At 62.4% G+C, this 25,109-nt stretch carries 27 protein-coding genes and 1 tRNA gene; 20 read left to right on the top strand and 8 right to left on the bottom strand.

Features of this window, described 5'->3' with window-relative positions:
• Together Q9Q94_RS03620 and Q9Q94_RS03615 are read left to right on the top strand one after the other, a co-directional pair.
• Positions 1 to 1,305, top strand: a complete 1,305-nt coding sequence (locus Q9Q94_RS03620; protein WP_305978651.1) for an HD-GYP domain-containing protein — start codon at positions 1 to 3, stop codon at positions 1,303 to 1,305.
• On the top strand, positions 1,302 to 3,200 hold the full coding sequence (locus Q9Q94_RS03615; protein ID WP_305978650.1) for a PAS domain-containing hybrid sensor histidine kinase/response regulator: 1,899 nt from the start codon (positions 1,302 to 1,304) through the stop codon (positions 3,198 to 3,200). The genes Q9Q94_RS03620 and Q9Q94_RS03615 overlap by 4 nt, the downstream gene beginning before the upstream one ends.
• Here Q9Q94_RS03615 and Q9Q94_RS03610 read toward each other — a convergent pair.
• Positions 3,190 to 3,966, bottom strand: a complete 777-nt coding sequence (locus tag Q9Q94_RS03610; protein WP_305978649.1) for a metallophosphoesterase — start codon at positions 3,964 to 3,966, stop codon at positions 3,190 to 3,192. The genes Q9Q94_RS03615 and Q9Q94_RS03610 overlap by 11 nt on opposite strands.
• 129 nt (positions 3,967 to 4,095) lie before the next feature.
• Between Q9Q94_RS03610 and Q9Q94_RS03605 the strand changes: the two genes are divergently transcribed.
• The 11 genes from Q9Q94_RS03605 to Q9Q94_RS03555 all read left to right on the top strand — a co-directional run bounded on the left by Q9Q94_RS03605 (position 4,096) and on the right by Q9Q94_RS03555 (position 13,363).
• Positions 4,096 to 4,407, top strand: coding sequence for a ferredoxin (locus Q9Q94_RS03605; RefSeq protein ID WP_305978648.1), 312 nt, complete (start codon positions 4,096 to 4,098; stop codon positions 4,405 to 4,407).
• Positions 4,404 to 5,060 (top strand): alpha/beta hydrolase, encoded by a 657-nt coding sequence (locus tag Q9Q94_RS03600; protein WP_305978647.1) that lies wholly within the window; start codon positions 4,404 to 4,406, stop codon positions 5,058 to 5,060. The genes Q9Q94_RS03605 and Q9Q94_RS03600 overlap by 4 nt, the downstream gene beginning before the upstream one ends.
• 123 nt (positions 5,061 to 5,183) lie before the next feature.
• Positions 5,184 to 5,792: a glutathione S-transferase gene (locus Q9Q94_RS03595; RefSeq protein ID WP_305978646.1), complete on the top strand. Its 609-nt coding sequence runs from the start codon at positions 5,184 to 5,186 to the stop codon at positions 5,790 to 5,792.
• Position 5,793: 1 nt separating this feature from the next.
• Positions 5,794 to 6,510, top strand: a complete 717-nt coding sequence (locus Q9Q94_RS03590) for a hypothetical protein (RefSeq protein ID WP_305978645.1) — start codon at positions 5,794 to 5,796, stop codon at positions 6,508 to 6,510.
• A gap of 1 nt (position 6,511) precedes the next feature.
• A complete protein-coding gene (locus Q9Q94_RS03585) occupies positions 6,512 to 7,441 on the top strand; it encodes an ATP-binding cassette domain-containing protein (protein ID WP_305978644.1) in 930 nt (309 codons plus the stop codon).
• Complete coding sequence (locus Q9Q94_RS03580; RefSeq protein WP_305978643.1) at positions 7,434 to 8,219, top strand: ABC transporter permease; 786 nt, start codon at positions 7,434 to 7,436, stop codon at positions 8,217 to 8,219. Before Q9Q94_RS03585 ends, Q9Q94_RS03580 begins: the two co-directional genes overlap by 8 nt.
• A gap of 94 nt (positions 8,220 to 8,313) precedes the next feature.
• Positions 8,314 to 10,197, top strand: coding sequence for a PAS domain-containing sensor histidine kinase (locus Q9Q94_RS03575; RefSeq protein WP_305978642.1), 1,884 nt, complete (start codon positions 8,314 to 8,316; stop codon positions 10,195 to 10,197).
• 130 nt (positions 10,198 to 10,327) lie between these two features.
• Positions 10,328 to 10,654: a divalent-cation tolerance protein CutA gene (cutA, locus tag Q9Q94_RS03570; RefSeq protein ID WP_305978641.1), complete on the top strand. Its 327-nt coding sequence runs from the start codon at positions 10,328 to 10,330 to the stop codon at positions 10,652 to 10,654.
• Positions 10,651 to 12,507 (top strand): protein-disulfide reductase DsbD, encoded by a 1,857-nt coding sequence (dsbD, locus tag Q9Q94_RS03565; RefSeq protein WP_305978640.1) that lies wholly within the window; start codon positions 10,651 to 10,653, stop codon positions 12,505 to 12,507. The genes cutA and dsbD overlap by 4 nt, the downstream gene beginning before the upstream one ends.
• A 2-nt stretch (positions 12,508 to 12,509) precedes the next feature.
• On the top strand, positions 12,510 to 12,821 hold the full coding sequence (locus Q9Q94_RS03560; RefSeq protein WP_305978639.1) for a hypothetical protein: 312 nt from the start codon (positions 12,510 to 12,512) through the stop codon (positions 12,819 to 12,821).
• 182 nt (positions 12,822 to 13,003) lie between these two features.
• Positions 13,004 to 13,363, top strand: coding sequence for a RidA family protein (locus Q9Q94_RS03555; RefSeq protein WP_305978638.1), 360 nt, complete (start codon positions 13,004 to 13,006; stop codon positions 13,361 to 13,363).
• Positions 13,364 to 13,425: 62 nt separating this feature from the next.
• Here Q9Q94_RS03555 and Q9Q94_RS03550 read toward each other — a convergent pair.
• A tRNA-Arg gene (locus Q9Q94_RS03550) sits at positions 13,426 to 13,502 on the bottom strand.
• 134 nt (positions 13,503 to 13,636) lie between these two features.
• On the opposite strand from Q9Q94_RS03550, the gene Q9Q94_RS03545 reads away from it, so the two are divergent.
• A complete protein-coding gene (locus Q9Q94_RS03545) occupies positions 13,637 to 14,050 on the top strand; it encodes a cytochrome c5 family protein (protein WP_305978637.1) in 414 nt (137 codons plus the stop codon).
• 63 nt (positions 14,051 to 14,113) lie between these two features.
• Here the strand turns inward: Q9Q94_RS03545 and grxD are convergent, their stop codons facing one another.
• From grxD to Q9Q94_RS03515, 6 genes are all read right to left on the bottom strand, one after another.
• The gene (grxD, locus tag Q9Q94_RS03540; RefSeq protein ID WP_305978636.1) at positions 14,114 to 14,431 is read right to left on the bottom strand and encodes a Grx4 family monothiol glutaredoxin; all 318 of its coding nucleotides are present in this window, start codon (positions 14,429 to 14,431) and stop codon (positions 14,114 to 14,116) included.
• Positions 14,432 to 14,623: 192 nt separating this feature from the next.
• The gene (gene prmC / locus Q9Q94_RS03535) at positions 14,624 to 15,463 is read right to left on the bottom strand and encodes a peptide chain release factor N(5)-glutamine methyltransferase (protein ID WP_305978635.1); all 840 of its coding nucleotides are present in this window, start codon (positions 15,461 to 15,463) and stop codon (positions 14,624 to 14,626) included.
• Entirely contained in the window at positions 15,456 to 16,256 is an 801-nt protein-coding gene (locus Q9Q94_RS03530; protein ID WP_305978634.1) for a peptidylprolyl isomerase, read from the bottom strand. The genes prmC and Q9Q94_RS03530 overlap by 8 nt, the downstream gene beginning before the upstream one ends.
• A gap of 33 nt (positions 16,257 to 16,289) precedes the next feature.
• Positions 16,290 to 17,372: a peptide chain release factor 1 gene (gene prfA, locus Q9Q94_RS03525; RefSeq protein ID WP_305978633.1), complete on the bottom strand. Its 1,083-nt coding sequence runs from the start codon at positions 17,370 to 17,372 to the stop codon at positions 16,290 to 16,292.
• Positions 17,369 to 18,631 carry a glutamyl-tRNA reductase gene (hemA, locus tag Q9Q94_RS03520; protein WP_305978632.1) on the bottom strand — a complete coding sequence of 421 codons (1,263 nt, stop codon included), beginning with the start codon at positions 18,629 to 18,631 and terminating at the stop codon, positions 17,369 to 17,371. The genes prfA and hemA overlap by 4 nt, the downstream gene beginning before the upstream one ends.
• An 85-nt stretch (positions 18,632 to 18,716) precedes the next feature.
• Positions 18,717 to 19,232 (bottom strand): GNAT family N-acetyltransferase, encoded by a 516-nt coding sequence (locus Q9Q94_RS03515; protein ID WP_305978631.1) that lies wholly within the window; start codon positions 19,230 to 19,232, stop codon positions 18,717 to 18,719.
• Positions 19,233 to 19,423: 191 nt separating this feature from the next.
• Between Q9Q94_RS03515 and Q9Q94_RS03510 the strand changes: the two genes are divergently transcribed.
• The 6 genes from Q9Q94_RS03510 to Q9Q94_RS03485 all read left to right on the top strand — a co-directional run bounded on the left by Q9Q94_RS03510 (position 19,424) and on the right by Q9Q94_RS03485 (position 25,019).
• A complete protein-coding gene (locus tag Q9Q94_RS03510) occupies positions 19,424 to 20,323 on the top strand; it encodes a DMT family transporter (protein WP_305978630.1) in 900 nt (299 codons plus the stop codon).
• A gap of 726 nt (positions 20,324 to 21,049) precedes the next feature.
• Positions 21,050 to 21,868, top strand: coding sequence for a type II secretion system protein (locus tag Q9Q94_RS03505; RefSeq protein ID WP_305978629.1), 819 nt, complete (start codon positions 21,050 to 21,052; stop codon positions 21,866 to 21,868).
• Positions 21,869 to 21,887: 19 nt separating this feature from the next.
• On the top strand, positions 21,888 to 22,742 hold the full coding sequence (locus tag Q9Q94_RS03500) for a type II secretion system protein (protein ID WP_305978628.1): 855 nt from the start codon (positions 21,888 to 21,890) through the stop codon (positions 22,740 to 22,742).
• Positions 22,743 to 22,747: 5 nt separating this feature from the next.
• On the top strand, positions 22,748 to 23,224 hold the full coding sequence (locus Q9Q94_RS03495) for a hypothetical protein (protein WP_305978627.1): 477 nt from the start codon (positions 22,748 to 22,750) through the stop codon (positions 23,222 to 23,224).
• An 8-nt stretch (positions 23,225 to 23,232) separates the two neighbouring features.
• Positions 23,233 to 24,516 (top strand): hypothetical protein, encoded by a 1,284-nt coding sequence (locus tag Q9Q94_RS03490; protein WP_305978626.1) that lies wholly within the window; start codon positions 23,233 to 23,235, stop codon positions 24,514 to 24,516.
• Positions 24,516 to 25,019, top strand: a complete 504-nt coding sequence (locus Q9Q94_RS03485) for a hypothetical protein (protein WP_305978625.1) — start codon at positions 24,516 to 24,518, stop codon at positions 25,017 to 25,019. Before Q9Q94_RS03490 ends, Q9Q94_RS03485 begins: the two co-directional genes overlap by 1 nt.
• The last annotated feature ends 90 nt before the right edge of the window (positions 25,020 to 25,109 follow it).

Raw genomic sequence — 25,109 nt, 5'->3', positions numbered from 1 at the left:
ATGAACTGTGAAGAGCAGAATCAGAGTTACTACGTCAGCCCGGAACAGTTATGTCTTGGGTTGTACGTATTTGTCGACTTGCCCTGGTTCAGTCATCCGTTCAGCTTCAACAATTTCAAGATCCGGTCTGCCGATCAGATCAGGACTTTGCGCGGGCTTGGCGTGAAGAGGTTTCGCTATGATCCGGATCGTAGTGATGCTTCTGCATTCCCGTCCTCGGTGGCTGTCGGAGCAATGGAAGTGTCTGCACCAGAACCTGTTTCGGTACTGATTCAGGATGATCCCGCGCTGGCGGCCAAGCGCGAACGTGTCGAGCGCTTGAAGGAGCGACGCGAGAAAATCGGCAATGTTGAAAAAGCCTTCATCAAGGCCGCAGGCATCATGCGGAACATCAACCGTGGCTTGATGTCCCGACCGAAAGAATGTCTGGAGGAGGTTGGCGAGCTCGTCGATCAGATGGCCCGGGCCTTTCTTGATGCTCCGGAGCTGACCCTCCATGTCATGGGGGAAAAGGCGGGGGGTGAGGAGGTGTATTACCACGGGTTGAACACCTCGATCCTGTCGATGATGCTGGCCAAGGAGCTGGGCGTCTCGCTTGAAGAAGGGCGCCTGTTGGGTTTGGGCGCACTGATGCACGACATCGGTCTGATGGAGATTCCTGACCGGGTGCTCAAAAAAAATCCGGAAGAGCTGACGCATGCCGAGATAGAACTGCGTAAGCTGCACTGCGAATACGGGGTCCGTATTGCGCAGCGGGCAGGTTTGCCCGAAGCGGTTCAGCTGGTGATTTATCAGCATCACGAGATGATGGATGGTTCGGGTTATCCCAAGTCACTCAAGGGAGAGGCGATACATCGCCTGGCGCGAATCATCTCGATGGTGAACTTTTACGACAATCTGTGTAATCCGGTTGATCTTGCCAAGGCGTTCACGCCGCACGAAGCCCTGTCGCTGATGTTCGCGCAACGGCGAAACAAATTTGACCCGAAAGTGCTGCAGTTGATGATTCGCTGTCTGGGGGTCTATCCGCCGGGCAGCATCGTCAAATTATCGAATGACGCTCTGGCGCTGGTCCAGTCGGTCAATCCGCAGAAACCGCTGCGGCCCTGGGTTGTGGTCTACGATCCGGAAGTTCCCAAGGAAGAAGCCATCATGCTCGATCTGGAGCAGGAGCCGGAAATCAATATCAGCAAGGCCATCCGCCCGATCCAGCTTCCTGCGGCGGTGTATGACTATCTGAGCCCGCGCAAACGGGTGACCTATTTCTTTGATGCGGATACCGCACAAGGCGGAGGACACAAATGAGCCACACGGCGCCGGAGATCGCGCTGCTCGCCGCTGCCAGCGAAATCCTGCTGCTGGTAGATCCGGGGTCTCTCGAAATCCGTGCCGCCAATCCCGCAGCCTTGCAGTTGCTGGGCTACCCGCAGGATGATTTGATTGGAAAACCGATTACAGACATCGAGTGCGCCTTGTCTGATGTGTTTTTCTGGGAGGAGGTTCGCAACGGCGGAAACCCGGAGCTGATTGATGCTGAAGGCATGTATCAGTGCGCGGATGGTGAAATGCTCGCAACCTCCAAAAGTGTATTCCGGGAGTCAGGAGGTCCGGGCTGGATCGTGATCCGGGCGCGCAGCATCGTTCACCAGAAACAGGCGGAAGAAGAGCTTGCGATGATGACATCGCAGCTGCGAGCCACACTGGAGGCGACTGCTGACGGCATCATGGTGCGGGATCGTCACGGCCAGATCAGCAACATGAACCGGCGGTTCTCCCAGATGTGGAGGATTCCTGACGACCTGCTGTTGCGTCATGAAGACAAGCGGCTCATTCACTTCATTGTTAACCAGCTGGCTGACCCGGTATGGTATGCAAAACGTATCAATGAAGTGGGGACGGATGAGGATGGTGAGGCTTTCGACACGCTGGCGCTGGCGGATGGTCGCATGTTTGAGTGCAAATCGCGTCCGGCACGTCATGGTGAGCAGATCATTGGGCGTGTGTACTGTTTTACCGACGTGACGCAGCGGCACATTGCGCAACAGGATTTGATTGCCGCGCGTGACGCGGCGACGGCTGCCAGTCGCGCCAAGGGCGAGTTTCTCGCCATGATGTCGCACGAGATACGCACCCCGATGAATGGAATCATCGGCATGGCGCAATTGCTTGAAACCACTGTTCTGGATGCCGAGCAGCGCGATTATGTAAGCACCATGCGCAGCTCTGGCGAAGCCTTGCTTGCCATCATCAACGATATTCTTGATTACTCGAAAATCGAGGCGAGAAAACTGGAGCTGGAGAGAACCCGTTTCCGCATTGGTGATCTGCTTGGGGATCTCGGGCGTCTGTTTGCCATCCAGATGCGCAGCAAAAATCTCGACTATCAGTGCGAGATAGCTCCGGGTACGCCTGACTGTCTGCTGGGTGATCCGGTCCGCTTGCGTCAGATTCTGGTCAATCTGATCGGGAATGCGTTCAAATTTACAGAGCAGGGCTGTATCCGCGTCAGTGTCCGGGAGGTGTCGCGGCAGGAGGCTCAGGTCCGGCTGCGTTTTGCGGTTCACGACAGCGGCATCGGTATCCCGCCCGACAAGCAGGCACATATCTTTACCCCCTTCGAACAGGCGGACATGAGTACTACGCGTCGCTTCGGAGGAACGGGGCTGGGCCTGTCAATCTGCCGCATGTTGTGTGAATTGATGGGAGGGCAGATTGGCGTGCGCAGCGAGGTGGGGCAAGGGGCCGAATTCTGGTTCGAGATCTGCATGGAGCAAGCGGAAATGCAGAGCGAGTCAGCTGCGCCTGCAACGGAGCACGACGTACTGGTGCCTGCCCACGCACGTATCCTGGTGGTGGAGGACAACACCATCAACATCATGGTGCTGAACAACCTTCTCAAGAAGCTCGGAGCGCAGCACATCACCACGGCACGTAATGGGCTTGAAGCCCTCGCAGCCTGTCGGACTGCTGTGTATGACGTCATCTTCATGGATACACACATGCCGGAGATGGACGGGTTGTGTGCTACCCGTGAATTGCGCAGGGAAGGACTGGCAACACGCATTGTTGGCGTCAGTGCCGATGCAATGAGTGACGACCGCAACGTCGCGCTGGCCTCTGGCATGAACGACTACATCACCAAGCCCGTGTCGCTTGATGCGCTGCGCCGTGCCGTTGATGCCTGGCTGCTCAGCGCCTGATGGCCCGGGGCACGGGGAGCAGGACACCTTCTATGTGGTGGGCCAGTCGTTCAGGCAGCCCAGCTGCGCGGATTTTCGCTGCGGTGGCGGCAAAGTCGTAGGCGAGCCGATAGCTTGTGTACAGGTAGCGGCTCCGGTCAAACACGGCATAGCGTGCGCCCGGCAAGCCGTCGCGGGGCTGGCCGGCAGAGCCCACGATAGCCAGCCAGGAGCGGCGTGGATTCAAGAGAATGCTGCGGCGCTCAACCAGCCGGACTCCCGGTACGCGCTGGTCAGGACAGGTGTAATAGAGCATCGGATCGTGCACATGTCCGCTGAACACCCAGGTTGAACCGGCTTCCCGCAAGCTCAGCCGTGCCTGGCGCGACGTGTCGATATACGTCCACGCTTCCGGGCGCAGAGCGGATGCGTGGACCCAGGTCATGCGATCGCGCTGCAACACCAGAGGCAAACTTGCCAGCCATTGCTGATGACGCGGCTTGAGCTTGCTGCGGGTCCATTCGATGACCGCGCGTGCAGCTTCATTCATGTTCGAGGTCGAGTCCCGGCCGCATGCCGCGGCATCGTGATTGCCCAGTACGGCCAGGGCATCGCCAGTGCTTACCATGTGCCGGCACAGCTCCAGCACGGGCTCCGGATCAGGGCCGTAACCCACGATGTCGCCCAGAAAAACGTAACGTCCCACGCCTTGTGCACCGGCGTGGGCAAGAATGGCGTAGAGCGCTTCGAGGTTACCGTGCAGATCCGCAATCAGGGCGTATTTCACAGTTCGCGACCATACAGTGAAGAGTCTGCAGAGTAACAGGGCCTGAGGGTTTTACGGGATCGAAAGCCGGACCTTCAGGCAGACCTCCGCCTATAATTGGGCACCAACCCGAACAGGCAGCCCCCAGCCATGAACCCGTACTTCAAACATCACGTCTTCGTCTGCTGCAACCAGCGGGCGGCCCCCGACAGCTGCTGCAACAATCACGGCGCCAGTGATCTGCAAACCTATGCCAAGGAGCAGATCAAGGCTCTGGGGCTCAGTGGTGCCGGCAATATCCGCATCAATAAATCCGGTTGCCTGGGGCGCTGTGACGATGGACCGGTCCTGGTGGTCTATCCCGAGGGCACCTGGTATACCTTCGTCGACAAGGAAGATATCGACGAAATCATCCGTGAGCACCTGCAGAACGACCGTATCGTGGAACGCTTGAAAGTATGAAGCCCATGCCTGTCGAATCACTCCTGATCAACGGACCCGACGGTCAGATCGAATTGCTGGTCGATGCGGCCGCCAGCCCGCGCGGGATTGCCCTCGTCTGCCATCCGCATCCTCTTTTTGGCGGCGCCAACACCAACAAGGTTGCCCATACCCTGGCCCGGACCCTGCGTGATCTCGGCTATGTTGCCCTGCGCCCGAATTTCCGGGGTGTCGGCAAGTCGGAAGGCGCCCACGACAATGGTGGCGCCGAGACGGAAGACATGCTCGCCGTGCTCGACTGGGCGCACAACCGCTGGAACCTCGACGCTTACCGCCCGACCGTGCTGGCGGGTTTCTCTTTTGGTGCCTTCGTGCAGACCCGCGTTGCCAAGCGTCTGGCCGAAGCGGGCAGCCCGGCCAAACGCCTGATCCTCATTGGCACCGCCGCCGGTTTTGTCGAAGGTGCGCGTCAGTACAATACCGAAGCCGTCGGGCCCGACACGCTGGTGATTCATGGCTCGAAAGATGAAACCGTACCGCTGGCAAATGTGCTTGCCTGGGCAGAGCCGCTTGATGTGCCGGTGGTTGTCGTGCCCGGGGCTGATCATTTCTTTCACGGTCGTCTGCATTGCCTGAAAGACATCATCAATCGCTCCTCCTGCGAATGCCACTAGTGGCGGGCTTCTTCAGGCAGGCATGCCGGAGACCCGCCTGCAGCGGACTTTTTCAAGCATCCGGGCTGCAGACCAAGGTTGCATGCGGCTCTTCAGACATTCATCCCCTACCGGAGTGACATCATGAAACTCATCGCCTCGCTGACCAGCCCCTATGTACGCAAGATCCGCGTGCTGTTGCTTGAGAAGGGCATCCCTTTCGAGTTCGTGAATGACCCGCCCTGGGAACCGGGCAATCATGTGGCCGACTTCAACCCGCTGGGCAAGGTGCCCGCTCTGGTCACGGATGAGGCCGAGGTGTTTTTCGACTCGCCGATCATCGCCGACTATCTTGAGACCTTGGGAGTCTATGCTCCCACGCTGCCGGCCGATGCACTTGAAGCCCTGCGGGTGAAACAGCTCGAAGCCCTTGCGGATGGCATCACCGACGCAGCGGTGGTGTGGCTGCTTGAAACGCGTCGCAGCACCGACAAGCAGGATGTCGGCGTGATCGAGCGTCAGCGCGGCAAGGTCGAGCGCGGACTGGACGTGCTGGAAGCTCGCTTGCACGGCAAGGAGTGGCTGCACGGCGGCAGCTTCAGTCGTGCTGACATCGCCAGCGCCTGCGGCCTCGCCTGGATCGACTTCCGTTTCCCCGCTTACGATTGGCGTGCTGGCCGCCCCCTGCTCGCCGCTCACACTGCCCGTCTGCTTGAGCGCCCGAGCTTTGCACAAACGGTTCCGGTGGTTTGAGATGAATCGCACTCGCCGTTTCTTCCTGTATGCCTGGCGTTTCAATGCACTGGTGATTTTGCTCATTGGCCTGGGGGCTTTAGCCCTGATTGGCATCGCACTGATCCGCGAAATTCCGAATCCGTTCAACACGCAAAAGGCTCAATCATCAGTCGTCTCCGCAGGCGACGACGCGCCTGTTGCGATAGAGCTACTCTCACAGTTTGAAATCATCCCGACCAGACCTGTGCTTCGTGCTCGCTTTGAGAGTGATGGCCGTAGTGACCACTTGAGCGGTTACAAACACGGGCCACGCGTACGCGACTATCTGTTCGTCGATACACTCAGCCGCCAAAGCTGGTGGCTGCGGGGGCAAGCGCCCGGACTGATCCGACAGACCATCGAACTAGGGACTCGCGAGGAGACAACAGGGCGCGCAGCAAAAGCCCCTGTGGCGGTGCTTTATCTCATCGTCGACCGCGATACCAGCGGTGACAACCGCTTTGGCGATGACGATGAGGCCGTCCTTGCCCTGTCGGACGCAGAAGGCCATCAACTCAAGGCCCTGATGCCCTTCACCGGTGAGATTAACAAGGTCGTCATCGCCCACGATTCGCCACGGCACGCAATGCTGCTCTACACGCGAAAAGGCGAATTGCGGCTAGCGCGTATCAGTTTGGACAAGCAAACGATCGAACAGGATGGCCCCCTGAATTCAGCCTCACAAAGAAAACCCTGAGATGCCGCTTACCGTCACCGACCTGCATAAATCCTACGGCGCAACCGAAGTCGTCCGGGGCATCAGCTTCCAGCTTCAGCCCGGCGAGTGCTTTGCACTGCTCGGGCCGAATGGTGCCGGCAAGACGACCACCCTGCGCTGCGTGCTCGGGCACACCGAACCTAGCGCCGGCCGCATCGAGTTGTGCGGCTTGCCGGTTCCGGCGCGTGCGCGCGAGGCACGCGTTCGCGTTGGCGTGGTGCCGCAGAACGACAGCCTGGATCCGGACTTCACCGTCACCGAGAACCTGCTTGTTTTCGCGCGCTATTTCGGCATCCCGGCGACAGCGGCCAGGGCACGCGTTCCCGATCTGCTGGCTTTTGCCGGGCTGGAGGCCAAGGCCGATGCCAAGGTGCCGACACTTTCCGGTGGCATGAAACGTCGCCTCACCATGGCGCGCGCGTTGGTGGCCAATCCTGATCTGCTGATCATGGATGAGCCCACCACCGGCCTTGATCCGCAGGCCCGCCATCTGATCTGGGATCGCCTCAAGGGGCTCATTTCTCAGGGCAAGACGCTGCTGCTGACGACCCATTTCATGGATGAGGCCGAGCGCCTCGCGCACCGCATCGCGATTCTCGACCGTGGTCAGATCATCGCCATGGGCACTCCGCGGGAGGTGATTGCCGAGCATATCGAGCCTCAGGTTGTTGAAGTCTTTGGCGAGTGGGCCGGTCATGAGGGGGGCGCGGCCGCCTGGGCGGCGACCCATGCCGCGCAGTTTTCCAGCCGCTTCGAAGTCAGCGGCGAGACCGCCTTCTGCTACGTTCAGGATGCCGATGTGCTCCTTGCCCACCTCGCTGCGCAAGGGGGGCTGCGCTACCTGCACCGCCCGGCCAATCTGGAAGACGTATTCCTCAAACTGACGGGACGGGAGATGCGTGATGAGTAAGCTCTTCGTTCCCCTCGATCTTTCTCCACGTCGCGCGCTGGCGGTATGGCAGCGCAATCTCAAGGTCTGGAGCCGGCTGGCGATTCCCTCACTGCTGGGCAATCTGGCCGATCCGCTGATCTATCTGCTGGGGCTGGGGCTGGGGCTCGGTGCGCTGCTGCCGCAGGTGCAAGGGGTGAGCTACATCAGTTTTCTGGCGACTGGCACCGTGGCTTTCTCGACCATGAACGCGGCCACGTTCGAGGCGCTGTATTCCGGTTTCGCCCGTGCGCACCAGCAGAAGACCTGGGAGGCCATCATGAACGCGCCTCTGTCACTGGATGATGTGCTGATCGGCGAGGTGCTGTGGGCGGCGACCAAATCCCTGTTCTCGGGCAGTGCCATCCTGCTGGTCATCACCGTGTTCGGTCTGGCCTCCTGGCAGCACGCCCTGATGGCTCTGCCGCTGGTGCTGCTGACCGGTCTGTGCTTTGCCGGCATCGGTTTCATCGCCACCTCGCTGGCGCCGGGCTATGACTTTTTCATGTACTGGTTTACGCTTTTCATCAGCCCGATGGCCATGCTCTGCGGGGTGTTCTTCCCGCTGGAACAGTTGCCGGCCTTCATCCAGGGGGCCGCACTGGTGCTGCCGCTGGGGCATGCGATTGGCGCTATCCGGCCACTCTTGCTGCACGGCGAGGTGAGCGGGCTGTGGCTGCACGTGCTGGTGCTGCTGAGCTATGCCTTGTGTGGTGTTGCCATCGCGCGGGTGTTGATGCGTCGTCGCCTGTTGCGCTGAATTCCCCGCGAGGGAAACGCACCCCTACGGGCACCTGCATTGTCGCGCCCATGCGCAGGACGACAATGCAGGGGTCCCGCTCAAGGAAGGTGCCGTGCCTGAACCCATTCCGACTGATGCTGCGCCACTTGCTGCCGCCATGCCCGGGGCGGATGCTGCGCTGATCGACGCGGACCTGCGGCTGATCCGCATCGTGCTGTGCTTGTTCATCGGGCTGGGTTTCCCTCTGAGTCTGGCCGGCAATCTGGCGGCTGATACGCCCGCGCTTCAGATCGGCCTGTTTCCGGCGGCGATCCTGTCCATCGGCTTTGGTGCCTTGTGGTTGTTGCAGCGTCAGCAGGTCAAGCTTGCCATGGCGCTTTTCCTGTGGGGTCTGGTCGTGCTGGTCGGCCTGAAGTGTCTGCTGGTCAACGGCATCCGCAGCCCGATCGCAACGACGCTTCCGCTCATTGTCATCCTGTGCGCCTGGGTGACCAGCACCCGCCATACCCTGATCCTGTGCAGTGTCCTGCTGGTTACGCTAAGCGGCATGGCGCTGCTCGATCAGCACTTCTGGGCCACCCAGCTGCCGCGCTCCCCTTTCCAGTACTGGGTCGTTTACAGCTTCTGCATCGTTGTCGGAGGCGTTGTTGCCGCCTATCTGGCGGCTGCCATGCGCAGGCAGCATGCACGTCAGGAGCACGCCGGTGGCGAACTGGCCATGCGTTTGCAGGAGCTCCGGCTGGAACGCGAGAAATTTTCAATTTTCTTCTACCTGAACCCGGTTCCCGTCAGCATTACCTTGCTGGCTGATGGCGCCTACTTCGACGTCAACCCGGCCTGGGAAAAGCTCTCGGGCTGGAGCAAGGATGAGGTTGCGGGCAAGACCGCCACCCAGATCGGCATCTGGGTCACGCCCGCCGAGCGCGACGCCTGGGTTGCCGAGTTTCGTCAGAGCGGCCGCACCAGCAATCAGCTGGTGCGTTTCCGCCTGCGCGACGGCAGCATCCGGCACTTCGTGGCCAATTGTGAAACCATCCTGTTCGACGGCCACAAATGCATTTTCGCGGCCTTCGTGGATGTCACCGCACGGCGTGAAGCGGAAGAAGCGCTCAAGCAGCTCAATGCCCGGCTGGAAGAACGGGTTGCCGAGCGGACCCAGCGTCTGGCTGAAGCCAACCAGTCGCTGGCCAATACCGTCGATATCCTGCAGCGCACGCAGGACGAACTCGTGCATTCCGAAACCATGGCCTCACTGGGCTCCATGGTCGCGGGTGTTTCGCATGAATTGAATACGCCCATCGGCAACGCCCTCACCGTGGTTAGCAGCCTGCAGGAGCGGGCCCGCGAAATGTCCCTGAATTTTGATGGCGAGACGATCACCCGCTCGGCGCTGCAGAATTTCATCGCCGAGCAGGAGCAGGGCGCCTCACTTGCTTCCAGCAGCCTGCAGCGCGCCAGCGAGCTGGTTGCCAGCTTCAAGCAGGTCGCCGTCGACCAGACCTCGGAGCGTCGTCGTCCGTTCGATCTTGCCGAAACGCTGGACAGCGTGATCAATACCCTGCGTCCGATGCTGCGTTTCAAGCCCATCAAGCTGATCTGCGACCTGCCTGCCGGCATCCGCATGGACAGTTATCCCGGCCCGCTGGGTCAGATCATCAGCAACCTTGTACAGAACGCTGTGCTGCATGGCCTGGCGGACACGGCTGGCGGTACCGTCCAGGTGCATGCCTGCGAGCTGGACGCCGATTCCCTGCAGATTGTGGTGCGCGACGACGGGCAGGGCATCCGCGATGAACATCTGGGGCGCATCTTTGATCCCTTCTTCACCACGCGACTCGGCCAGGGCGGCTCCGGGCTTGGCCTGGCCATCGTCTATCGTCTGACCACGACCCTGCTGGGCGGCAGCATTTCGGTTGATTCCCAGCCGGGGCAGGGCGCCTGCTTCACCCTCACCTTGCCGAAAGTGGCGCCTGACGGGGCTGTCCAGCCCGTCTGAGCCAGCAGGCAAGCGAGCTGCGGCCTGCCGGGCAGGGGCTTGGCAAACGCCCGTCCGGCGCGGTTCGCCAGCCACCCATGCTGTGCCGTGATGCGGGTAAACTGGGCGTTCCTCTTGTGCCCCTGATGACATGCCCGCCACCGCCCTGCTTGTTCTGTGCAACACCCCGGATGCAGACTGCGCCGCGCAGATTGCACAGACACTGGTGGAACGCCGGCTCGCCGCCTGTGTCAACATCCTCGCGCCGTGCCAGTCCGTGTATCGCTGGCAAGACAAGATCGAGCAGGCGACCGAGGTGCCGCTGCTGATCAAGACCACGGCCGCGCGCTACGCCGGGCTCGAAGCCGCGCTGCGCACGCTGCACCCTTACGAGGTTCCTGAAATCATTGCCCTGCCCATTGCCGCCGGCCTGCCGGCGTATCTGGACTGGCTTGTACAAGAGACTGCCGACGCATGAAACGCTTTCTGCTCATCGCCCTGCTGTGCTTCAGCGGCTTCGCCTGCGCCGCGTCGCCCGAACCCTTGCCGCCCGAGCAGGCCTACCGGCTCGCCGCCAGCCTGCTCGACGAGCAGACCATCGAAGTGCGTTTTGCCATCGAGCCCGGCTACTACCTGTATCGCAACAAGCTCGGCTTCAAGCTCGAGTCCGGCGAGTCGCTCGGCGCCTATGAGCTGCCCGCCGGACTCGATCACGAAGACAAATTCTTCGGCAAACAGCAGATCTACCGCGATGCCCTGCGTTTGACCTTGCCGCTGGTGCGGCCGGCGAGCGAGGCGAAGAACGGTCCGCTCATCCTCGTCGTCAGCCATCAGGGCTGCGCCGATTTCGGCATCTGCTACCCGCCCAGCGAAATCCCGGTCGAGCTCAAACTCGCCAACATGAGCAGCGCCCTGCCGGGCAGCACCAAACCCGGATCATCCCTGATCGCCGCACTGGACGGGCCTGAACAGGCCCCCGTGCTGGAAAACCCCGCCAGCAGCCGGCCTTCCGGCATGCAGGCTGAAGAACCAGAACAGGAGCGGGTCTCCAGCCTGCTTGCCGGCGGCAACCTGTTCCTGATCGCACTGAGTTTCTTCGGCTTCGGTCTGCTCCTGAGCTTCACGCCCTGCACCCTGCCGATGCTGCCGATCCTCTCCGGCATCATCGTCGGCCATGGCCACAAGATCAGCCACGCCCGCGCCTTCGTGCTGTGCAGTGCTTACGTGCTTGGCATGGCCGTCACCTATGCGCTGGCGGGTGTGGCGGCCGGCTTCTCCGGCCAACTGCTGTCCGCCTGGCTGCAGAACGTGTGGGTGCTCGGCGCCTTCGCGCTGCTCTTCGTGATCCTCGCGCTGGCCATGTTCGGCGTGTACGAGTTGCAGATTCCCGCGCGCTGGCAGCACACACTTTCCGCCAGCGCCCACCACCACGGCGGCTCGGCGCGCCAGCTGGCACTCATGGGAGCCATCTCCGCGCTCATCGTCGGCCCCTGCGTGGCCGCCCCGCTGGCCGGCGCTTTGCTCTACATCGCCCGGACGCACGACGCCGTGCTCGGCGGGTTGGCCTTGTTCATGCTGGGCCTGGGCATGGGCGCCCCGCTGATTCTCATCGGCGTCGCCGCGCGGCGCTTCCTGCCCAAACCGGGGCCGTGGATGGAAGGCGTGAAACGCTTCTTCGGCCTGACCCTGCTTGCCACCGCGCTGTACCTGATCGCCCCGGTGTTGCCGCCGATCCTGCCCATGTTCGGCTGGGCCGCGCTGCTGATTACCGGGGGCGTCTTCCTGCGCGCGCTTGATTCATTGCCAGCGGAGGCGCACGCCTCGTTGCGCGCCTTCAAGGCCATTGGCATCGTCCTGCTGCTGGCGGGCGGCGCTATCCTCATCGGAGCGCTGGCCGGCAGCCGCAACCCGCTCCAGCCTCTCTCAGGTCTGACCGGCTGCACGGCGGCGAACGCCTGCGAGAACACCGCCCCGCGTTTCGAGCGCATCAAGAGCAGCGCCGAGCTCGATGCCCGCATCGCCGCCAGCAGCAAGCCAGTGATGCTGGATTTCTACGCCGACTGGTGCGTGACCTGCAAGGAAATGGAAGAGCAGACCTTCAAAGACCCGAAGATCGCCGCCCAGCTCGCCGGCTTCACCCTGCTGCAGGCCGACGTGACCGCCAACACCCCGGCCGACCGCGAACTGCTCAAGCGCTTCGGCCTTTTCGGCCCGCCGGGGATTCTGTTCTTCGCGCCAGCCGGCAAGGAGATCAAGGACAAGAGGGTGATTGGGTTTATGGGGGTGGAGGGGTTTGGCAAGATCCTCACACAAGTACAGGAAGAGCGTTAGAAATGGACTTGTCGCTCATCCCGAACATTGCCTGGGTCGGTCTGGCCGCATTGGGTGCGGGTCTTGTTCTCGGTTTTGCCACGGTCATTTCGGGCGATACGAGTTCTCCGTCATGGCCGCTGCGTTTGTTCCTTTGGTGGATGACGCGTGAACCTCGCGGTCTGTTTGCCTTCAAGCAGTTTGGGGCTCCGTTTCGCCGCTACTGGGAAAACCGCCGTCACTTCTCTTTTCGTGAAGATTTGCTGGTTAGTTGGTTCGCGTGGTTCTTCATCATTTTTTCGTTCAGCGTTGTTGTATTACACACGGACATATAGTTTTGTAGGGCGGGTCATTGACCCGCGCAGCAATCGTTGCGCAATGAAACGGCGGGTTACGCTGCGCTAACCAGCCTACATACCCTTGCCCGCAGACCCGTGTCCTGCCTGCCTCTTCGAGTATCCTGCCGCAAGAGCCGCGCCCCATGCGCCTCTCCAGCCCCCTTCTTTGAAAGCCTGAAATGAGCACCGACATCACCCGCCTGAATCCCGCAGCCCGTTACGCCGATGCCACGCTTTTCAATGGTCTGGTGCATGCGGTGGAGGTGCCTGCCGAAGAAACCGGCGACATCCGCAGTCAGACGGCGAGTATGCTGACCCTGCTGGAAAACAATCTGAACGCGGCCGGATCGGGCAAGGAACGCCTGCTGATGGCGACGATCTATCTGGTCGACATGGCGGACTACGACGGGATGAACGCGGTGTGGGAGGAATGGCTGCCTGCGGGCTGTGCGCCTTCGCGGGCCTGTGTGCAGGTGGTGCGGCTGGCGAAGCCGGGCTGGCGGGTGGAGATTGCGGTGATGGCGGCGCAGCGGGGCTGACGGGGGAATAGTCCGGCCCGGCGGGCACGAACTTTCTGGCGCCCTTGCCGGGCTATGAATTCTGGCGCATCCGAGACGATTCGAACGTCCGACCCCTGCCTTCGGAGGGCAGTACTCTATCCAGCTGAGCTACGGATGCGTGGGGCGACCGGGAACCGGTGGCCTTGAGGGAGCGGATGATACTGCATGAGAGGCAGGCGCGTCCATGCGCAGGGCGGGCGAAGCTGGCTATAATCCGGCCTTTCCAAGCAAAAGAATGCAGAGAGGCTCCTCATGATCAAGTTTGCGCGTCTGTTTGTGCCGGCACTGGCGGTGCTGGCTCTGGTGGCTTGTGGCAAGCAGAAGGTGGATGAGGAGAAGACGGCGGAGCTGATTCAGCCGGTGGGCAGCGTTGAACTGGCAGGTGCTGCGCCGGAAGCCGCGGCCCCCGAGGCGGGCGGTGCGCCGAAGTCTGGCGAGCAGATCGTGCAGACGGTGTGTGGAGCGTGTCATAACACCGGCGCTGCCGGCGCGCCGAAGACGGGTGACAAGGTCGCCTGGGCGCCACGTATCGCGCAGGGCATGGAGGTTCTTTACACAAGCTCGATCAAGGGCAAGAACGTGATGCCGGCGCGCGGTGGCAACCCGGCGCTGAGCGATGCCGAGCTGAAGGCGGCGGTGGATTATCTGGTCAAGCAGGCGAAGTAAGCCGGTGTCCGGCGCAGAGAAAAGGCGACCCGCGGGTCGCCTTTTTCATGCCGGCTGAGCGATTCAGCCGGTAATGCCGTCGAGCAGTTTCTGCAGCTCGCCGGACTGGAACATCTCTTTCATGATGTCGCTGCCGCCGACGAATTCGCCCTTCACGTAGAGCTGGGGGATGGTCGGCCAGCTGGCGTATTCCTTGATGCCCTGGCGGATGTCGTCGTCGGCAAGCACATTCACGGCCATGTACTGGGTCACGCCGCAGAGCTTGAGCATCTGCGCGGCCGCCGAGGAGAAACCGCATTGCGGGAAGGTGGGCGTGCCTTTCATGTAGAGCACGACGGGGTTGCTGGTGACGGTCTGATGAATCTGGTCTTGGACGCTCATGGGGGTTCTCCGGCTGGATGACACTCTGGACGAGGTGTCTATACCCGACTAATTTTATCGGATTAATCCGTTTGCGCAAAGCCGGCCTGAAGAGGCGCTTTTGGCAAGGCTTTGCGGACACCCATGATGGAGAAGGCCGCTTGATGCGCTTCGGCGAGAGGGGCTCTTGTAGAGCCTTGCCCGGAGCGGGCTCTAGAGATGCCCGCCAGTGACCCGCTCGATGCCGGCCAGATCGCGCCAGGACTGCACGCCGCAGAAGCCGGCGTCTTCAAGCAGCTCGCGCACGGCTTCAGCCTGATCGTAGCCGTGTTCGAGCAGCAGCCAGCCATCGTCCTCGAGATACGCGTCGGCGTGAGCGATGATCTGGTCGATGTCGGCGAGCCCATTGCGGCCACTGGCCAGGGCGCTGAGCGGCTCGAAGCGCAGATCGCCCTGGGCGAGGTGCGGGTCGGCTTCGGCGATATAGGGTGGGTTGCTGACGATGCAGTTGAAGCGCAGCCCTTCCAGCGGGGCGTACCAGCTGCCGGCGTGAAAGCGCACGCGAGCTCCCAGCGCCATGGCGTTGTTCTGGGCGACTTCCAGTGCGGCGGGCGAAAAGTCCACCGCATCGACTTCGGAACCCGGGCATTCGAGGGCGAGGCTGACTGCGATGGCGCCGCTGCCGGTGCCCAGATCGAGGATGCGCGGGCGCTCGATGCCCTGCAACTGATGCAAGGCGAGTTCGACCAGCAATTCGGTGTCGGGACGCGGGATCAGGGTTGCCGGGCTGACGCGGAACGGGCGTCCGTAGAATTCGCGCCGGCCGAGGATGTGCGCCACGGGCTTGCCGTCGACGCGCTGGGCCAGCCATTCCAGATAGCGGTGTGCCGCTTCCGGGCTCAGCGGACGTTCCGGAAACGCGATCAGCTGCGCCGCCGTGGCGCCACTGGCTTCGCGCAGCAGGATGCGTGCATCGACCGTGTCGATGCGCCCGCGCGCCTGGGCGAGTGCTTCGCCCAGGCTGCGGGGGAGTGCGGTTTCGGGCTTATTCAACCTTGGCCTTGGCGACGAGATCGTCGATGTGCTTCTTCAGGGCGTCCTGCTGCATGGCTTGCTGCAGCTGGGGTTTGACGGCATCCAGGTTGGGCACCGCGGCCTTGCGGGAGTCTTCAAGCAGGATCACGTGGTAACCGAACTGGGACTTGACCGGCTCGGTGGTGAACTTGCCCTTTTCGAGCGTCTTGAGGGCGGCGGCGAATTCCGGCACGAAGGTGCCCGGACGAGCCCAGCCCAGATCGCCACCGGTGGCGGCGCTGCCCGGATCTTTCGAGGCCTTGGCCAGGTCGGCGAACTTGGCGCCTTTCTGGAGCTTGGCGATGATGGCTTTGGCATCGGCTTCCTGCTCGACCAGGATGTGGCGGGCCTTGTATTCGGTGTCGCCGGCTTCGGCCAGACGCTTGTCGAAATCGGCTTTCACATCGGCGTCGCTGACCTGGTTCTTGGTGTTCCAGTCTTTCAGGTAGGCGTTCACCAGCTGTTCGTCGCGGATGTATTCCATGCGCCGCTTGATGTCGGCATCCTTGTCCAGCCCGGCCGCGCGGGCGGCTTGCAGCAGGGTTTCACGCTGGATCAGGTGGTCGCGGGCTTTGGTGCGCAGGGCTTCGTCCACCGGCGTGCCGGGAGGAACCTGTTCCTTGAGCAGCCAGTCCAGGGTTTCGCTGCTGATGACGCTGCCGTTAACCTTGGCCAGCACCTTGTTGGTGGAGCCGTCCTTGTTCTTGTCACCGCAGGCGGTGAGGGTCAGGGCCAGCAGCAGGGCTGTGGCCAGACTCAGGTATCGCTTCATGCAAATATCTCCTTGAGTACTGCAGGTAAAAAATCAGTCGTCGTTGGTGAGCTGCGCCAGCAGCTCGGTCTGGTGCTCGGTGATCAGACCGTCGATCAGCTCATTGATCTCGCCTTCCATCGCTGCATCCAGCTTGTACAGCGTCAGGTTGATGCGGTGGTCGGTAATCCGGCCTTGGGGGAAATTGTACGTGCGGATGCGCTCCGAGCGGTCACCGCTGCCGACCAGACTTTTGCGCGTGGCGGCTTCCTTGCTCTGTTGTTCGCGCAGGCGCGCATCCATGATGCGGGCGGCCAGCACGCTCATGGCCTGAGCTTTGTTGCGGTGTTGCGAGCGATCGTCCTGGCATTCGACAACGATGCCGGTCGGAATATGGGTGATGCGCACGGCCGAATCGGTCTTGTTGATGTGCTGACCACCGGCACCGCTGGCGCGATAGGTGTCGATGCGCAGATCGGCCGGATTGATCTGAACCTCGGCGACTTCATCCGCTTCGGGCATCACTGCCACGGTGCACGCCGAGGTGTGGATGCGCCCCTGTGTCTCGGTCACTGGCACGCGCTGCACGCGATGCCCGCCGGATTCGAACTTGAGCTTCGAGAAAGCGCCGGCACCGACCACGCGGGCAATCACTTCCTTGTAGCCGCCCAGATCCGATTCGCTGATTGAGACCAGCTCCACCTTCCAGCCTTGGCGCTCGGCATAGCGCGTGTACATGCGCAGCAGATCGCCGGCGAACAGCGCTGCTTCATCTCCACCGGTGCCGGCGCGGATCTCGAGGAACAGATTGCGTTCATCGTTCGGATCCTTTGGCAACAGGGCCAGCTGCAGCTCGGCTTCGATGCGCGTCTGGGCTGCCCGGGCGGCTTCGATCTCGCTTTGGCCGAGTTCCTTCATCTCCGGGTCGGCGAGCATCTCCTGTGCCGTGCGCTCGTCGGCTTCGGCCTGCAGGAAGGCCAGCCAGAGTTCCACGACCGGGCCGATTTCGGCGTGTTCGCGGCTGAGCTTGCGGTACTGATCAATGTTCTGCGTGATCGTCTCGCTGGCCAGCAGGCCATCAAGTTCTTCGCGGCGGAAGGCCAGTTGTTCGAGTTTGGCGCGGATGCCGGGTTTCATGAATCAGGAGAAGATGGATTGAGTTGAAAGACACGTTGCACGGTATCCACTGCCTGCGCAATGGCGTCGCCCTCTGCATGGTTGAGGAAGCGGGTCGGGCCGTGCAGCAGTTTGTTGGTCAGGCGCTGGCTGAGTGCTTCGAGTACGGCCTGTGGATCGTCGCCGTGCGCCAGCCGGCGGCGCGCACGCTCCAGCTCGGCCAGTCGGCGTGTCTCGGCCTGCTCGCGCAGCTGGCGGATGGTGGGCACGGCATCGCGGCGGCCCAGCCAGTGCTGGAAGTCCTCCACCTGCTGACCGATGATCGCCTCGGCCTCATCAACGGCGGCCTGACGGGACTCCAGCCCGGCGCTGACGATCTGCGCCAGATCATCCACGGTGTACAGGAAAATGTCGGAGATTTTTGCCACTTCCGGCTCGATATCGCGCGGCACCGCCAGATCCACCATCACCATTGGCCGGCGGCGGCGCGCCTTCAGTGCACGCTCGGCCATGCCACGGCCGATCAGCGGCAGCGGGCTGGCCGTGCAGGCCACCACCACATCGTAGTGCGGCAGCATGTCGCCGATCGCCTCCAGGGGCAGCACGTCGGCGCCGATGCGCGCCGCCAGCATCTCCGCGCGGCTGCGCGTGCGATTGGCGACGGTCATCCGCTGCGGCGACGCGCCCGCAAAATGGCTGGCGCACAGCTCGATCATCTCGCCCGCGCCGATGAACAGCACCCGCGTGTCGCGCATGTCTTCAAATATGCGGGCCGACAGGCGTACCGCGGCGGCGGCCATCGATACCACGTTGGCGCCAATGGCTGTATTGGCGCGCACATCCTTGGCGACCGCGAAGCTTTTCTGGAACAGTTTGTGCAGCAAGGTGCCCAGCGTGCCGGCGGCGTCGGCGGTGCGTGCCGCCTCTTTCAGCTGGCCGAGAATCTGCGGCTCGCCCAGCACCATCGAATCCAGCCCGCTGGCCACCCGGAACATGTGGCGCACGGCATCCTGCTCGGGCAGCGTGAACAGGTAGGGCGCGATGTCGGCCAGACGTACGCCACGCTGGCGTGCCAGCCAGTCCGCAGCGGCCTCGGGCGAATCCGTGCGGCAATACAGCTCGGTGCGGTTGCAGGTCGAAATCAGCGCTGCCTCACGTGCCACCTGGCTGTCGGCCAGCCCTGCCAGCGCCGCCGTCAGGGCGCCGGGCGGGAACGCCAGCTGCTCCCGGATCGCGACGGGGGCCGTGTGATGGTTCAGACCGAGAGCGAAGAGAGGCATTGTGGATAGGGGGCGCCGGCAAAATGGCGGCGGGCCGGCAAAGGCGGCCCGCTGCAAACTGGCCGGATTGTAGCATTCGGCGCCTTCAGGCCCGGAGTTCTCCCACCCATGCGCGCATCAGCAAACCGTCGTGATGCTGGGTGCCGATCCGTGTGTCCTTCTCCAGCCGGGCCAGCGTTTCGAAGCCGGCTGCGGCGTACAGCCGCAACGCGGCCGCATTGTCGGCGCGCACCATCAGATAGAGGATCTCCAGCGGCGGGCTCGCCTGGGTCATGGCGGCGGCCAGCAGTGCCTTGCCGATGCCGCGCCCGCGGGCGGCTGCGCGTACGCCCATGCTCAGGTCGGCGGTATGCGCCAGCTTGGCCGGGCGGCGTGGCGTCAGGGTCAGGTAGCCGAGCAGCGTTCCCGCGTCCTCAGCCACCAGCACTCGACCACCCGGGCGGGAGGCGATGTCTGCCAGATACGCCGGGAAGCCGGGGAGACCGCCGAATTTTTCTGCCAGCGTTTCGCACATCCCGTCGGTCGAGGCATACACCCCCTCGAACAAGGCGTAGAGCGTCGCGACGGACACTTCGGTAGCAGGGCGGATGCGCAGGGACATGGTGTTTTTCCGGACCGGGTGCGCCAGTCTAGCCTGCAAGCGCCTGCGCAGCATGGGTGGCTGAAGAACCGCGCGGGGCGGGCGTGTACGGGCAGGGTTGCTGGAGGTGGCCGCTGCGTGCGGCTCTGCAGCGGCGCCCCGATACGTTGCCGCATGGCACAATCCGCTTCCTGCCGTTTTGCTGCCTTGCCATGAAACCCGCGCGTGCTTCCTTTATTGCCAGCCTGGCGCTGGTCTTCGTCACCCTGTTCTGGGGCACGACCTTTCCGGCGATGAAGGCCGTGTCGCAGCAGATGCCGCCCGGCTTGATGGTGGGCGCGCGCTGGGCGCTGGCGGCGCTGGCACTGGCGCCTTTCATTGACTGGCGCGACCGCCGGTTGTGGCGCGACGCGGTGTTGCTGGTGATGCCCCTGTTCGCGAGTTTCGTGCTGCAGGTGCTGGGCCTGACCCTGATGAGCGCCGGACGCAACGCTTTCATCACCGGTCTGAACGTGATTCTGGTGCCGTTGCTGATGCCGTTTCTGGGAGGGCGCCTGAATCGGCGCGCCAGCCTGGCCGCAGCGCTGGCCACGGCCGGCATCGTGGTGATGAGCTACGAGCAGGGCGCGGGCTGGCTCGGCGATCTGCTGACGCTCGCCTGCGCGGTGGCGTTCGCGATCTACGTGCTCGGCATGGAGCGGTTTGCGCCGCGCCACAGTGCGCTGTCGCTGGCCGGGGCTCAGGCGGTGGTGATGACGCTGTTCGCGCCGCTGTGGATTGCCGGAGAGTGGCTGTGGTGGGGCGAAGCGTATCCGGCGATGGCGGCCGGAGCGGAAACGGTGTGGCGCGAATTGCTGTATTTGGGCATCGTCTGCAGCGGTCTGGTGCTGATCCTGCAGACCTGGGCACAGGCCCGGGCAAGTGCGGTGCAGGCAGCGGTGATCTATGCGCTGGAACCGTTCTTTGCCGCCGTCTTCGCCGCATGGTGGCTGGGCGAGGTATTCGGCGTGCGCGGCATGGCCGGCGGCGCGCTGGTGATCGTGGCGATGGTGGTGTCGCAATGGCCGGCGCGGCGGCATGCCGGCGCCGAGCATCCGCACGTGCCGAACTGATTTGCGAGCCCCCCTGAAGAGCCGCCTGTGGCGGGCCTCTTCAGCATGCCATGCCATCTGCGCCCGCCCCTGCTGGCTGAGCGGGCAGGGAGCCTGAAGAGGCTTGCGGCGCGCGGCGATGCTGCTAGGTGCTGATATTTGCATGACTTGCTAGCCATAATGGCTCGCGCCGACCGTGCGCGTCTTCCTGTTGCCGGCGTTGCGGCGATGCAGTGATCCGCGTGGTCTGGCAGCCAGTCTGGTTGCTCCCTCCGATTCCCCCGCAAAGATTGGCCTGACGGCGCTGAGTTGAGCGAGGTTGCCTGCTGCCAGGTACCCGGAATCCCCGTTCATCTGCGCAAGGCCTCGGCGTGCTTCCTCGTCACGCAGAAGCCCTCTCGTGCCGACAGAACAACCCTCCTTAACACCAGGTCGGTGCCGCCGGCACGCGTTCTCCTGAACAAGGAGCCCCGCCGGCCTTGCCACCGGGGAATGCCTGCCGGGGCTTCCAGAACGGTAATTCTGATCATTAAGCCCGAGATTTTGTATCCGGCTGTGACGCATGTCACGGAGATGGCGGCCGTCTCTTACGGAGCTCTTACTGTCGATTGCGAATATGACGCTGCTTCCTGGGCTCAGCGAACAGGTTTGTGCCGTGGTCACTGAGTGGCGCGCCGGAGTGCCGGGGACTGAATGCATTGGTGTGACTCTGACCGGGTCATCTGAAAGAATTTTGAAGGAGTAGACATGAATCATTCGTGCACCCAGTCGAGCAGGCTCGGACGACGCACTTCCCTGATGCAGCGGGGCTTCACCCTGGTCGAGATGGTGATCGTGCTGGCCATCATCGGTCTGATCCTTGGCGCTGTCATGATCGGCAAGGATGTGCAGCGCAATGCCGAGTACACCAAGATCAAGCAGAAATTCGTCGATCAGTGGGTGGTGGCCTACAACACGCATTACCAGCGCGCTGGCGTGACGATCAATGACAACCAGACCACTCCGCGCCTGATGGTGAATGGGACGAATTATGTTGCCGCGGCTGGCGCGCCGGTATCGGGCGGCAACATGACAGGGGTGACTGCACCAGCACAAGTCTGCACAGGTGCAGCGCCTGCCGGAGCCGCCGTGCAAGCGGGAGTCACCCTGCGCGAAGTGATGCAGCGTCTGGGCATACGCATGCCACCCGGCCGTGCCGAAGGCAGTGAAGACCGCTATGTGTATCTGGACACCAACGGCAACCCGCAGGAAGTTCAGGTCTGCTTCCAGTGGAATCCTCCGGGAACCGCTTCGGGTTCCGGCAACGTAATGGTCTTTTACGGACTGACTCCTGATCTGGCCCGCTATCTCGATCAGGCCATCGATGGCAAGCCTGACGCGCAGGAAGGCCTGTTCCGTCAGGCTGGGGTGGCGCAAGGCACCGCCAATGCGCCGGGCGTTGAGTGGGCAGCCAACAATACCTACAACGTGGCGCAATCGGGAGCCGCGACGGCAACCAGCTCTGGTGCTTCGGCCGATGAAGATCAGGTGGTCACTGTGATCGCTCACTACAAGATGAACCAGTAAGCCAGGGAAGGATACTGACATGAAAGTGGATTCGCATAAGTTTGCACCTGTTCAGGGCGGCTTCACGCTGGTCGAACTGGTGATCGTGCTGGCCATCATCGGCTTGATTCTCGGCGCACTGACCGTGGGCAAGGATGTGCAGCGCAATGCTGAATATCAGAAGGTAGGCAACAAATTTGTCTACGAGTGGAAGAAAGCCTATGACGAGTACTACCAGCGTGCCGGTGTGGTGCTGGGGGATTCTCAGGTGGCACCAACCTACATGGTTAACGGGGGCGAAGCCCTGATTGGCGGCGCGTCGGCTTCCACCGGGAACGTCAGCGGCGCACTGGCGGGTTTGCCGGAGAACTACACCAATACTGGCTTGCGCGTCTGTCACGGTCAGGGCTATCCGGCGAATACGGTCGGGCAAGGTGATCCGACGGGCTTGTCGAAACAGGATCTGCGCGAGCTGATGGCTCGTTTGGGGCTGCGCGTGCCGCCCGGGCGTGGCGAAGGCAAGGAGGATCGTTACATCTACACCGATAGCAACGGCAATGGTGCCGAACTGCAGATCTGTTTCCAGTGGAACCCTCCGGGCACGATCAGCGGCGCTGGCAATGTGATGGTGTTGCGTGGTCTGACACCGGATCTGGCGCGTTATCTGGATCAGCTTGTCGACGGCAAGCCGGATCAACGCGAAGGCCGCTTCCGCATTCAGAACGCGACTTTGAACACTGCTCAGCACACCGGAAATTCTCCGGGTGATGAATGGGCTGGAAATAACACCTATGCACGTACAGGTGATGCGGAAGCGACAGCCTCGGGTGCCGGACGCGCGCTGGATGAAGATCGCGTGGTGCTGCTGACCGCTCACTGGGTGATGGATCAATGACAAGCGTGTCGCGGAACCGGACGCTCCTGCTTGGCGCGACCGCCGTTGTGTTGATGGCGTTGGCGGTGCTGGCGGCGCAGATCGGTACTGCGCGGCTGAGCGAGGCGCGCGCCCGTGCGACGGCGGCTGGCAAGCAGATGGCAGCCGCACAATCTCTTGAATTGCGAGCCGATGCACAGGCACAGCTGGCGCAGATCCAGCAGCGTGTGGTGTCGGAGGCTTCCGGCATGGGGCTGGAGCCTTCGCGCTGGGTCGAGCGCAAGCTGGCCTTGCGGCAGGTGGTATTGAGCCGTGACAAGGGTGACAGGCTGATTCGTGACACGGCTCGCCGGCCCGGACAGCTGTTTGATGTCGAAGAGTTCGAGGTGTCGGTGCTGGGGGCGGACGAAGGTTTGTTCGACGCGCCGGCTGAAACCACACGCGGCTTGCAACTCAGTCTGCAAGGCACGGTTCTGAACCGGGAGGCGCTTGGCACGCCATGAAGCATTCAATGATTGTCTTGCGTCTCGGCGAGCGCTGGCTGCAGTTTGATGGCAAGCGCCTGGTGACCGTCCCGGCATTCCCGCAGTGCTCGGGTGCGGTTGGAGTGATTGACGACTTTGCCGGCGCACCGGCGGGGAGTCGCGCTCTCGATGGCAAGCCCGAGCACGCCAATGCGGTGATCGAGCGCCAGATGCGCAGCGAGGGACTGGTGGATGGCGAGAGCCATGTACTGATCCATCATCGCACGATAGTCCCCGGTGGGGTGCAGACCCTGTTTACCGCTGTGTCGGTTGATGTGTGGCAGCAGGTGCAGGCATGGGCTCAGGCTCAGCCTGATCATTGCCAGGTGGTGCCCTTGCTCGCACTGCTTAGCCAGCATGTCAGCAATGGAACGGGCATCGTTCTGAACTATGGGCGGAGTCTGGTTTTTCTGGCGCAGCAAGGCAGTAGTCTGCGTTATGCCAGCATGATGGCGTTCAGCGAGAATCCGGATGATCTGCTGATGGCGATGGCCTCACTGGGAGATCAGGTTCGCTCCCTGCTTGCTGGAGGCTCGTCGCCGGAGTTGATCTGGTGTGCGCTGGATGCTCCGCAGGATCGGGATGACGATGGTTTGCGCGCGGCGTTCCTGCGCAGCGCTGGTGTAGCCCTGCAGGCTTGCCCTAGCCAACTGGTAGCTGGTGGTGATGGTGTGCGGTTGCGCTCTGGTCTGGGCTATCTGCTGAACGGCTGGTCTGATCGGGATGCGATCAATCCACAGCCGGCAAGACTCCTGGTTGCAGCGGAAAGCTGGCTGCCGGTTGCTGCGATGGTCTGTGTCGTGATTGCGCTCGCTCTGTTCGGATATGGTGCATATGCCTACATCAAATCGAACGATATCTTGCGGGAGGCGAGCCAACGCACATTGGAAGCAGTGAAGCGTTCGGAAATAGCCAGCAACCGTCTGATGCGAGAGGTTCCGCCCGCGCGCTATCCCGCGGTGCGTGACTTCCTCGCCAGGGCCGACCGGATCAATACCTCGTACAACCCTTACAAGCTCGTCGGTGTGGTGCGCGATGCTGCCGGTGCTGATGCGCGCATCCTGCGGGTGCGGCTGGACAAGGATCCGAAAGGTCTTCAATCGATCGTCATTGATGGCGCCCTGAAAGAGACGGCCATGGATGGACAGGGGCTTTCCCGGATCATCACGCGTTTGCGCATGGCCGGTTATGAGCCTGCTGCGCTGAATCCAGCGGATGCCAGTCAGTCCACGGCATTTTTCAGTTACCGGCTGGTGCGAAAGGCTTCCTGATGAAATATGTGGCGACAGTGATCCTGGCTTTCGGGCTGCTGATATTGGGCTGGGGGGGCTATGGCGTTTTGCGGCCGAGTCTGCAGCGCTCGACGCAGGAGAGTCCGTTTGTTGCGGACGCGGGCGCGACTTCCGGACTGCACCAGCAGGCCACTGAGGCGGAGAGCGTACTGAAAAAGCTGTCCAGTCTTCAGGCGCTGATGCAGCCCAGTGCCCTTCCCTTGACCCTGATTGCACAAGTACCACCGGGGAAGAATGCACCGGTCAAATCGCCGTATCCGGTACGTGAGTTGAGCCTCGTGTATTACGGCGATGACTATCGGCGCGTCGTACTGGATGGGCTGATGTTTGCAGTGGGCGATGCATTGCCGTCAGGCGGCAAGCTGCTTGAGGTGAAAGAGGATCGTGTGGTGATCAAGGAGCGTGTCGGGGTTCGCAGCATTGCCGTGCCCGGCGATCGACTGCGTATTGGTACGGTCCACTCGAGCAAACCCGTTCGCTAGAAAGGTTTATCCATGGGGCATAAAAGGCAACTGGCAATCGCCGCGATAGCTGGGGCGGTGCTTGCTGGGGTGGTGGTGGCTCTGGTTGTC

The organism is Uliginosibacterium sp. 31-16 (genome assembly GCF_030730865.1).
Classification (GTDB): Bacteria; Pseudomonadota; Gammaproteobacteria; order Burkholderiales; family Rhodocyclaceae; genus Uliginosibacterium.
Note: the sequence above shows the minus strand (reverse complement) of the source record. Positions and strands in the feature narration are given on the sequence as shown.

Bases quoted from the DNA above. Each gene is read 5' to 3' on its own strand.
- Q9Q94_RS03620 (WP_305978651.1), top strand. From the start codon at position 1: ATGAACTGTGAAGAGCAGAATCAGAGTTACTACGTCAGCCCGGAACAG.
- Q9Q94_RS03615 (WP_305978650.1), top strand. From the start codon at position 1,302: ATGAGCCACACGGCGCCGGAGATCGCGCTGCTCGCCGCTGCCAGCGAA.
- Q9Q94_RS03605 (WP_305978648.1), top strand. From the start codon at position 4,096: ATGAACCCGTACTTCAAACATCACGTCTTCGTCTGCTGCAACCAGCGG.
- Q9Q94_RS03600 (WP_305978647.1), top strand. From the start codon at position 4,404: ATGAAGCCCATGCCTGTCGAATCACTCCTGATCAACGGACCCGACGGT.
- Q9Q94_RS03595 (WP_305978646.1), top strand. From the start codon at position 5,184: ATGAAACTCATCGCCTCGCTGACCAGCCCCTATGTACGCAAGATCCGC.
- Q9Q94_RS03590 (WP_305978645.1), top strand. From the start codon at position 5,794: ATGAATCGCACTCGCCGTTTCTTCCTGTATGCCTGGCGTTTCAATGCA.
- Q9Q94_RS03585 (WP_305978644.1), top strand. From the start codon at position 6,512: ATGCCGCTTACCGTCACCGACCTGCATAAATCCTACGGCGCAACCGAA.
- Q9Q94_RS03580 (WP_305978643.1), top strand. From the start codon at position 7,434: ATGAGTAAGCTCTTCGTTCCCCTCGATCTTTCTCCACGTCGCGCGCTG.
- cutA (WP_305978641.1), top strand. From the start codon at position 10,328: ATGCCCGCCACCGCCCTGCTTGTTCTGTGCAACACCCCGGATGCAGAC.
- dsbD (WP_305978640.1), top strand. From the start codon at position 10,651: ATGAAACGCTTTCTGCTCATCGCCCTGCTGTGCTTCAGCGGCTTCGCC.
- Q9Q94_RS03560 (WP_305978639.1), top strand. From the start codon at position 12,510: ATGGACTTGTCGCTCATCCCGAACATTGCCTGGGTCGGTCTGGCCGCA.
- Q9Q94_RS03555 (WP_305978638.1), top strand. From the start codon at position 13,004: ATGAGCACCGACATCACCCGCCTGAATCCCGCAGCCCGTTACGCCGAT.
- Q9Q94_RS03545 (WP_305978637.1), top strand. From the start codon at position 13,637: ATGATCAAGTTTGCGCGTCTGTTTGTGCCGGCACTGGCGGTGCTGGCT.
- grxD (WP_305978636.1), bottom strand. From the start codon at position 14,431: ATGAGCGTCCAAGACCAGATTCATCAGACCGTCACCAGCAACCCCGTC.
- Q9Q94_RS03530 (WP_305978634.1), bottom strand. From the start codon at position 16,256: ATGAAGCGATACCTGAGTCTGGCCACAGCCCTGCTGCTGGCCCTGACC.
- prfA (WP_305978633.1), bottom strand. From the start codon at position 17,372: ATGAAACCCGGCATCCGCGCCAAACTCGAACAACTGGCCTTCCGCCGC.
- hemA (WP_305978632.1), bottom strand. From the start codon at position 18,631: ATGCCTCTCTTCGCTCTCGGTCTGAACCATCACACGGCCCCCGTCGCG.
- Q9Q94_RS03515 (WP_305978631.1), bottom strand. From the start codon at position 19,232: ATGTCCCTGCGCATCCGCCCTGCTACCGAAGTGTCCGTCGCGACGCTC.
- Q9Q94_RS03510 (WP_305978630.1), top strand. From the start codon at position 19,424: ATGAAACCCGCGCGTGCTTCCTTTATTGCCAGCCTGGCGCTGGTCTTC.
- Q9Q94_RS03505 (WP_305978629.1), top strand. From the start codon at position 21,050: ATGAATCATTCGTGCACCCAGTCGAGCAGGCTCGGACGACGCACTTCC.
- Q9Q94_RS03500 (WP_305978628.1), top strand. From the start codon at position 21,888: ATGAAAGTGGATTCGCATAAGTTTGCACCTGTTCAGGGCGGCTTCACG.
- Q9Q94_RS03490 (WP_305978626.1), top strand. From the start codon at position 23,233: ATGATTGTCTTGCGTCTCGGCGAGCGCTGGCTGCAGTTTGATGGCAAG.
- Q9Q94_RS03485 (WP_305978625.1), top strand. From the start codon at position 24,516: ATGAAATATGTGGCGACAGTGATCCTGGCTTTCGGGCTGCTGATATTG.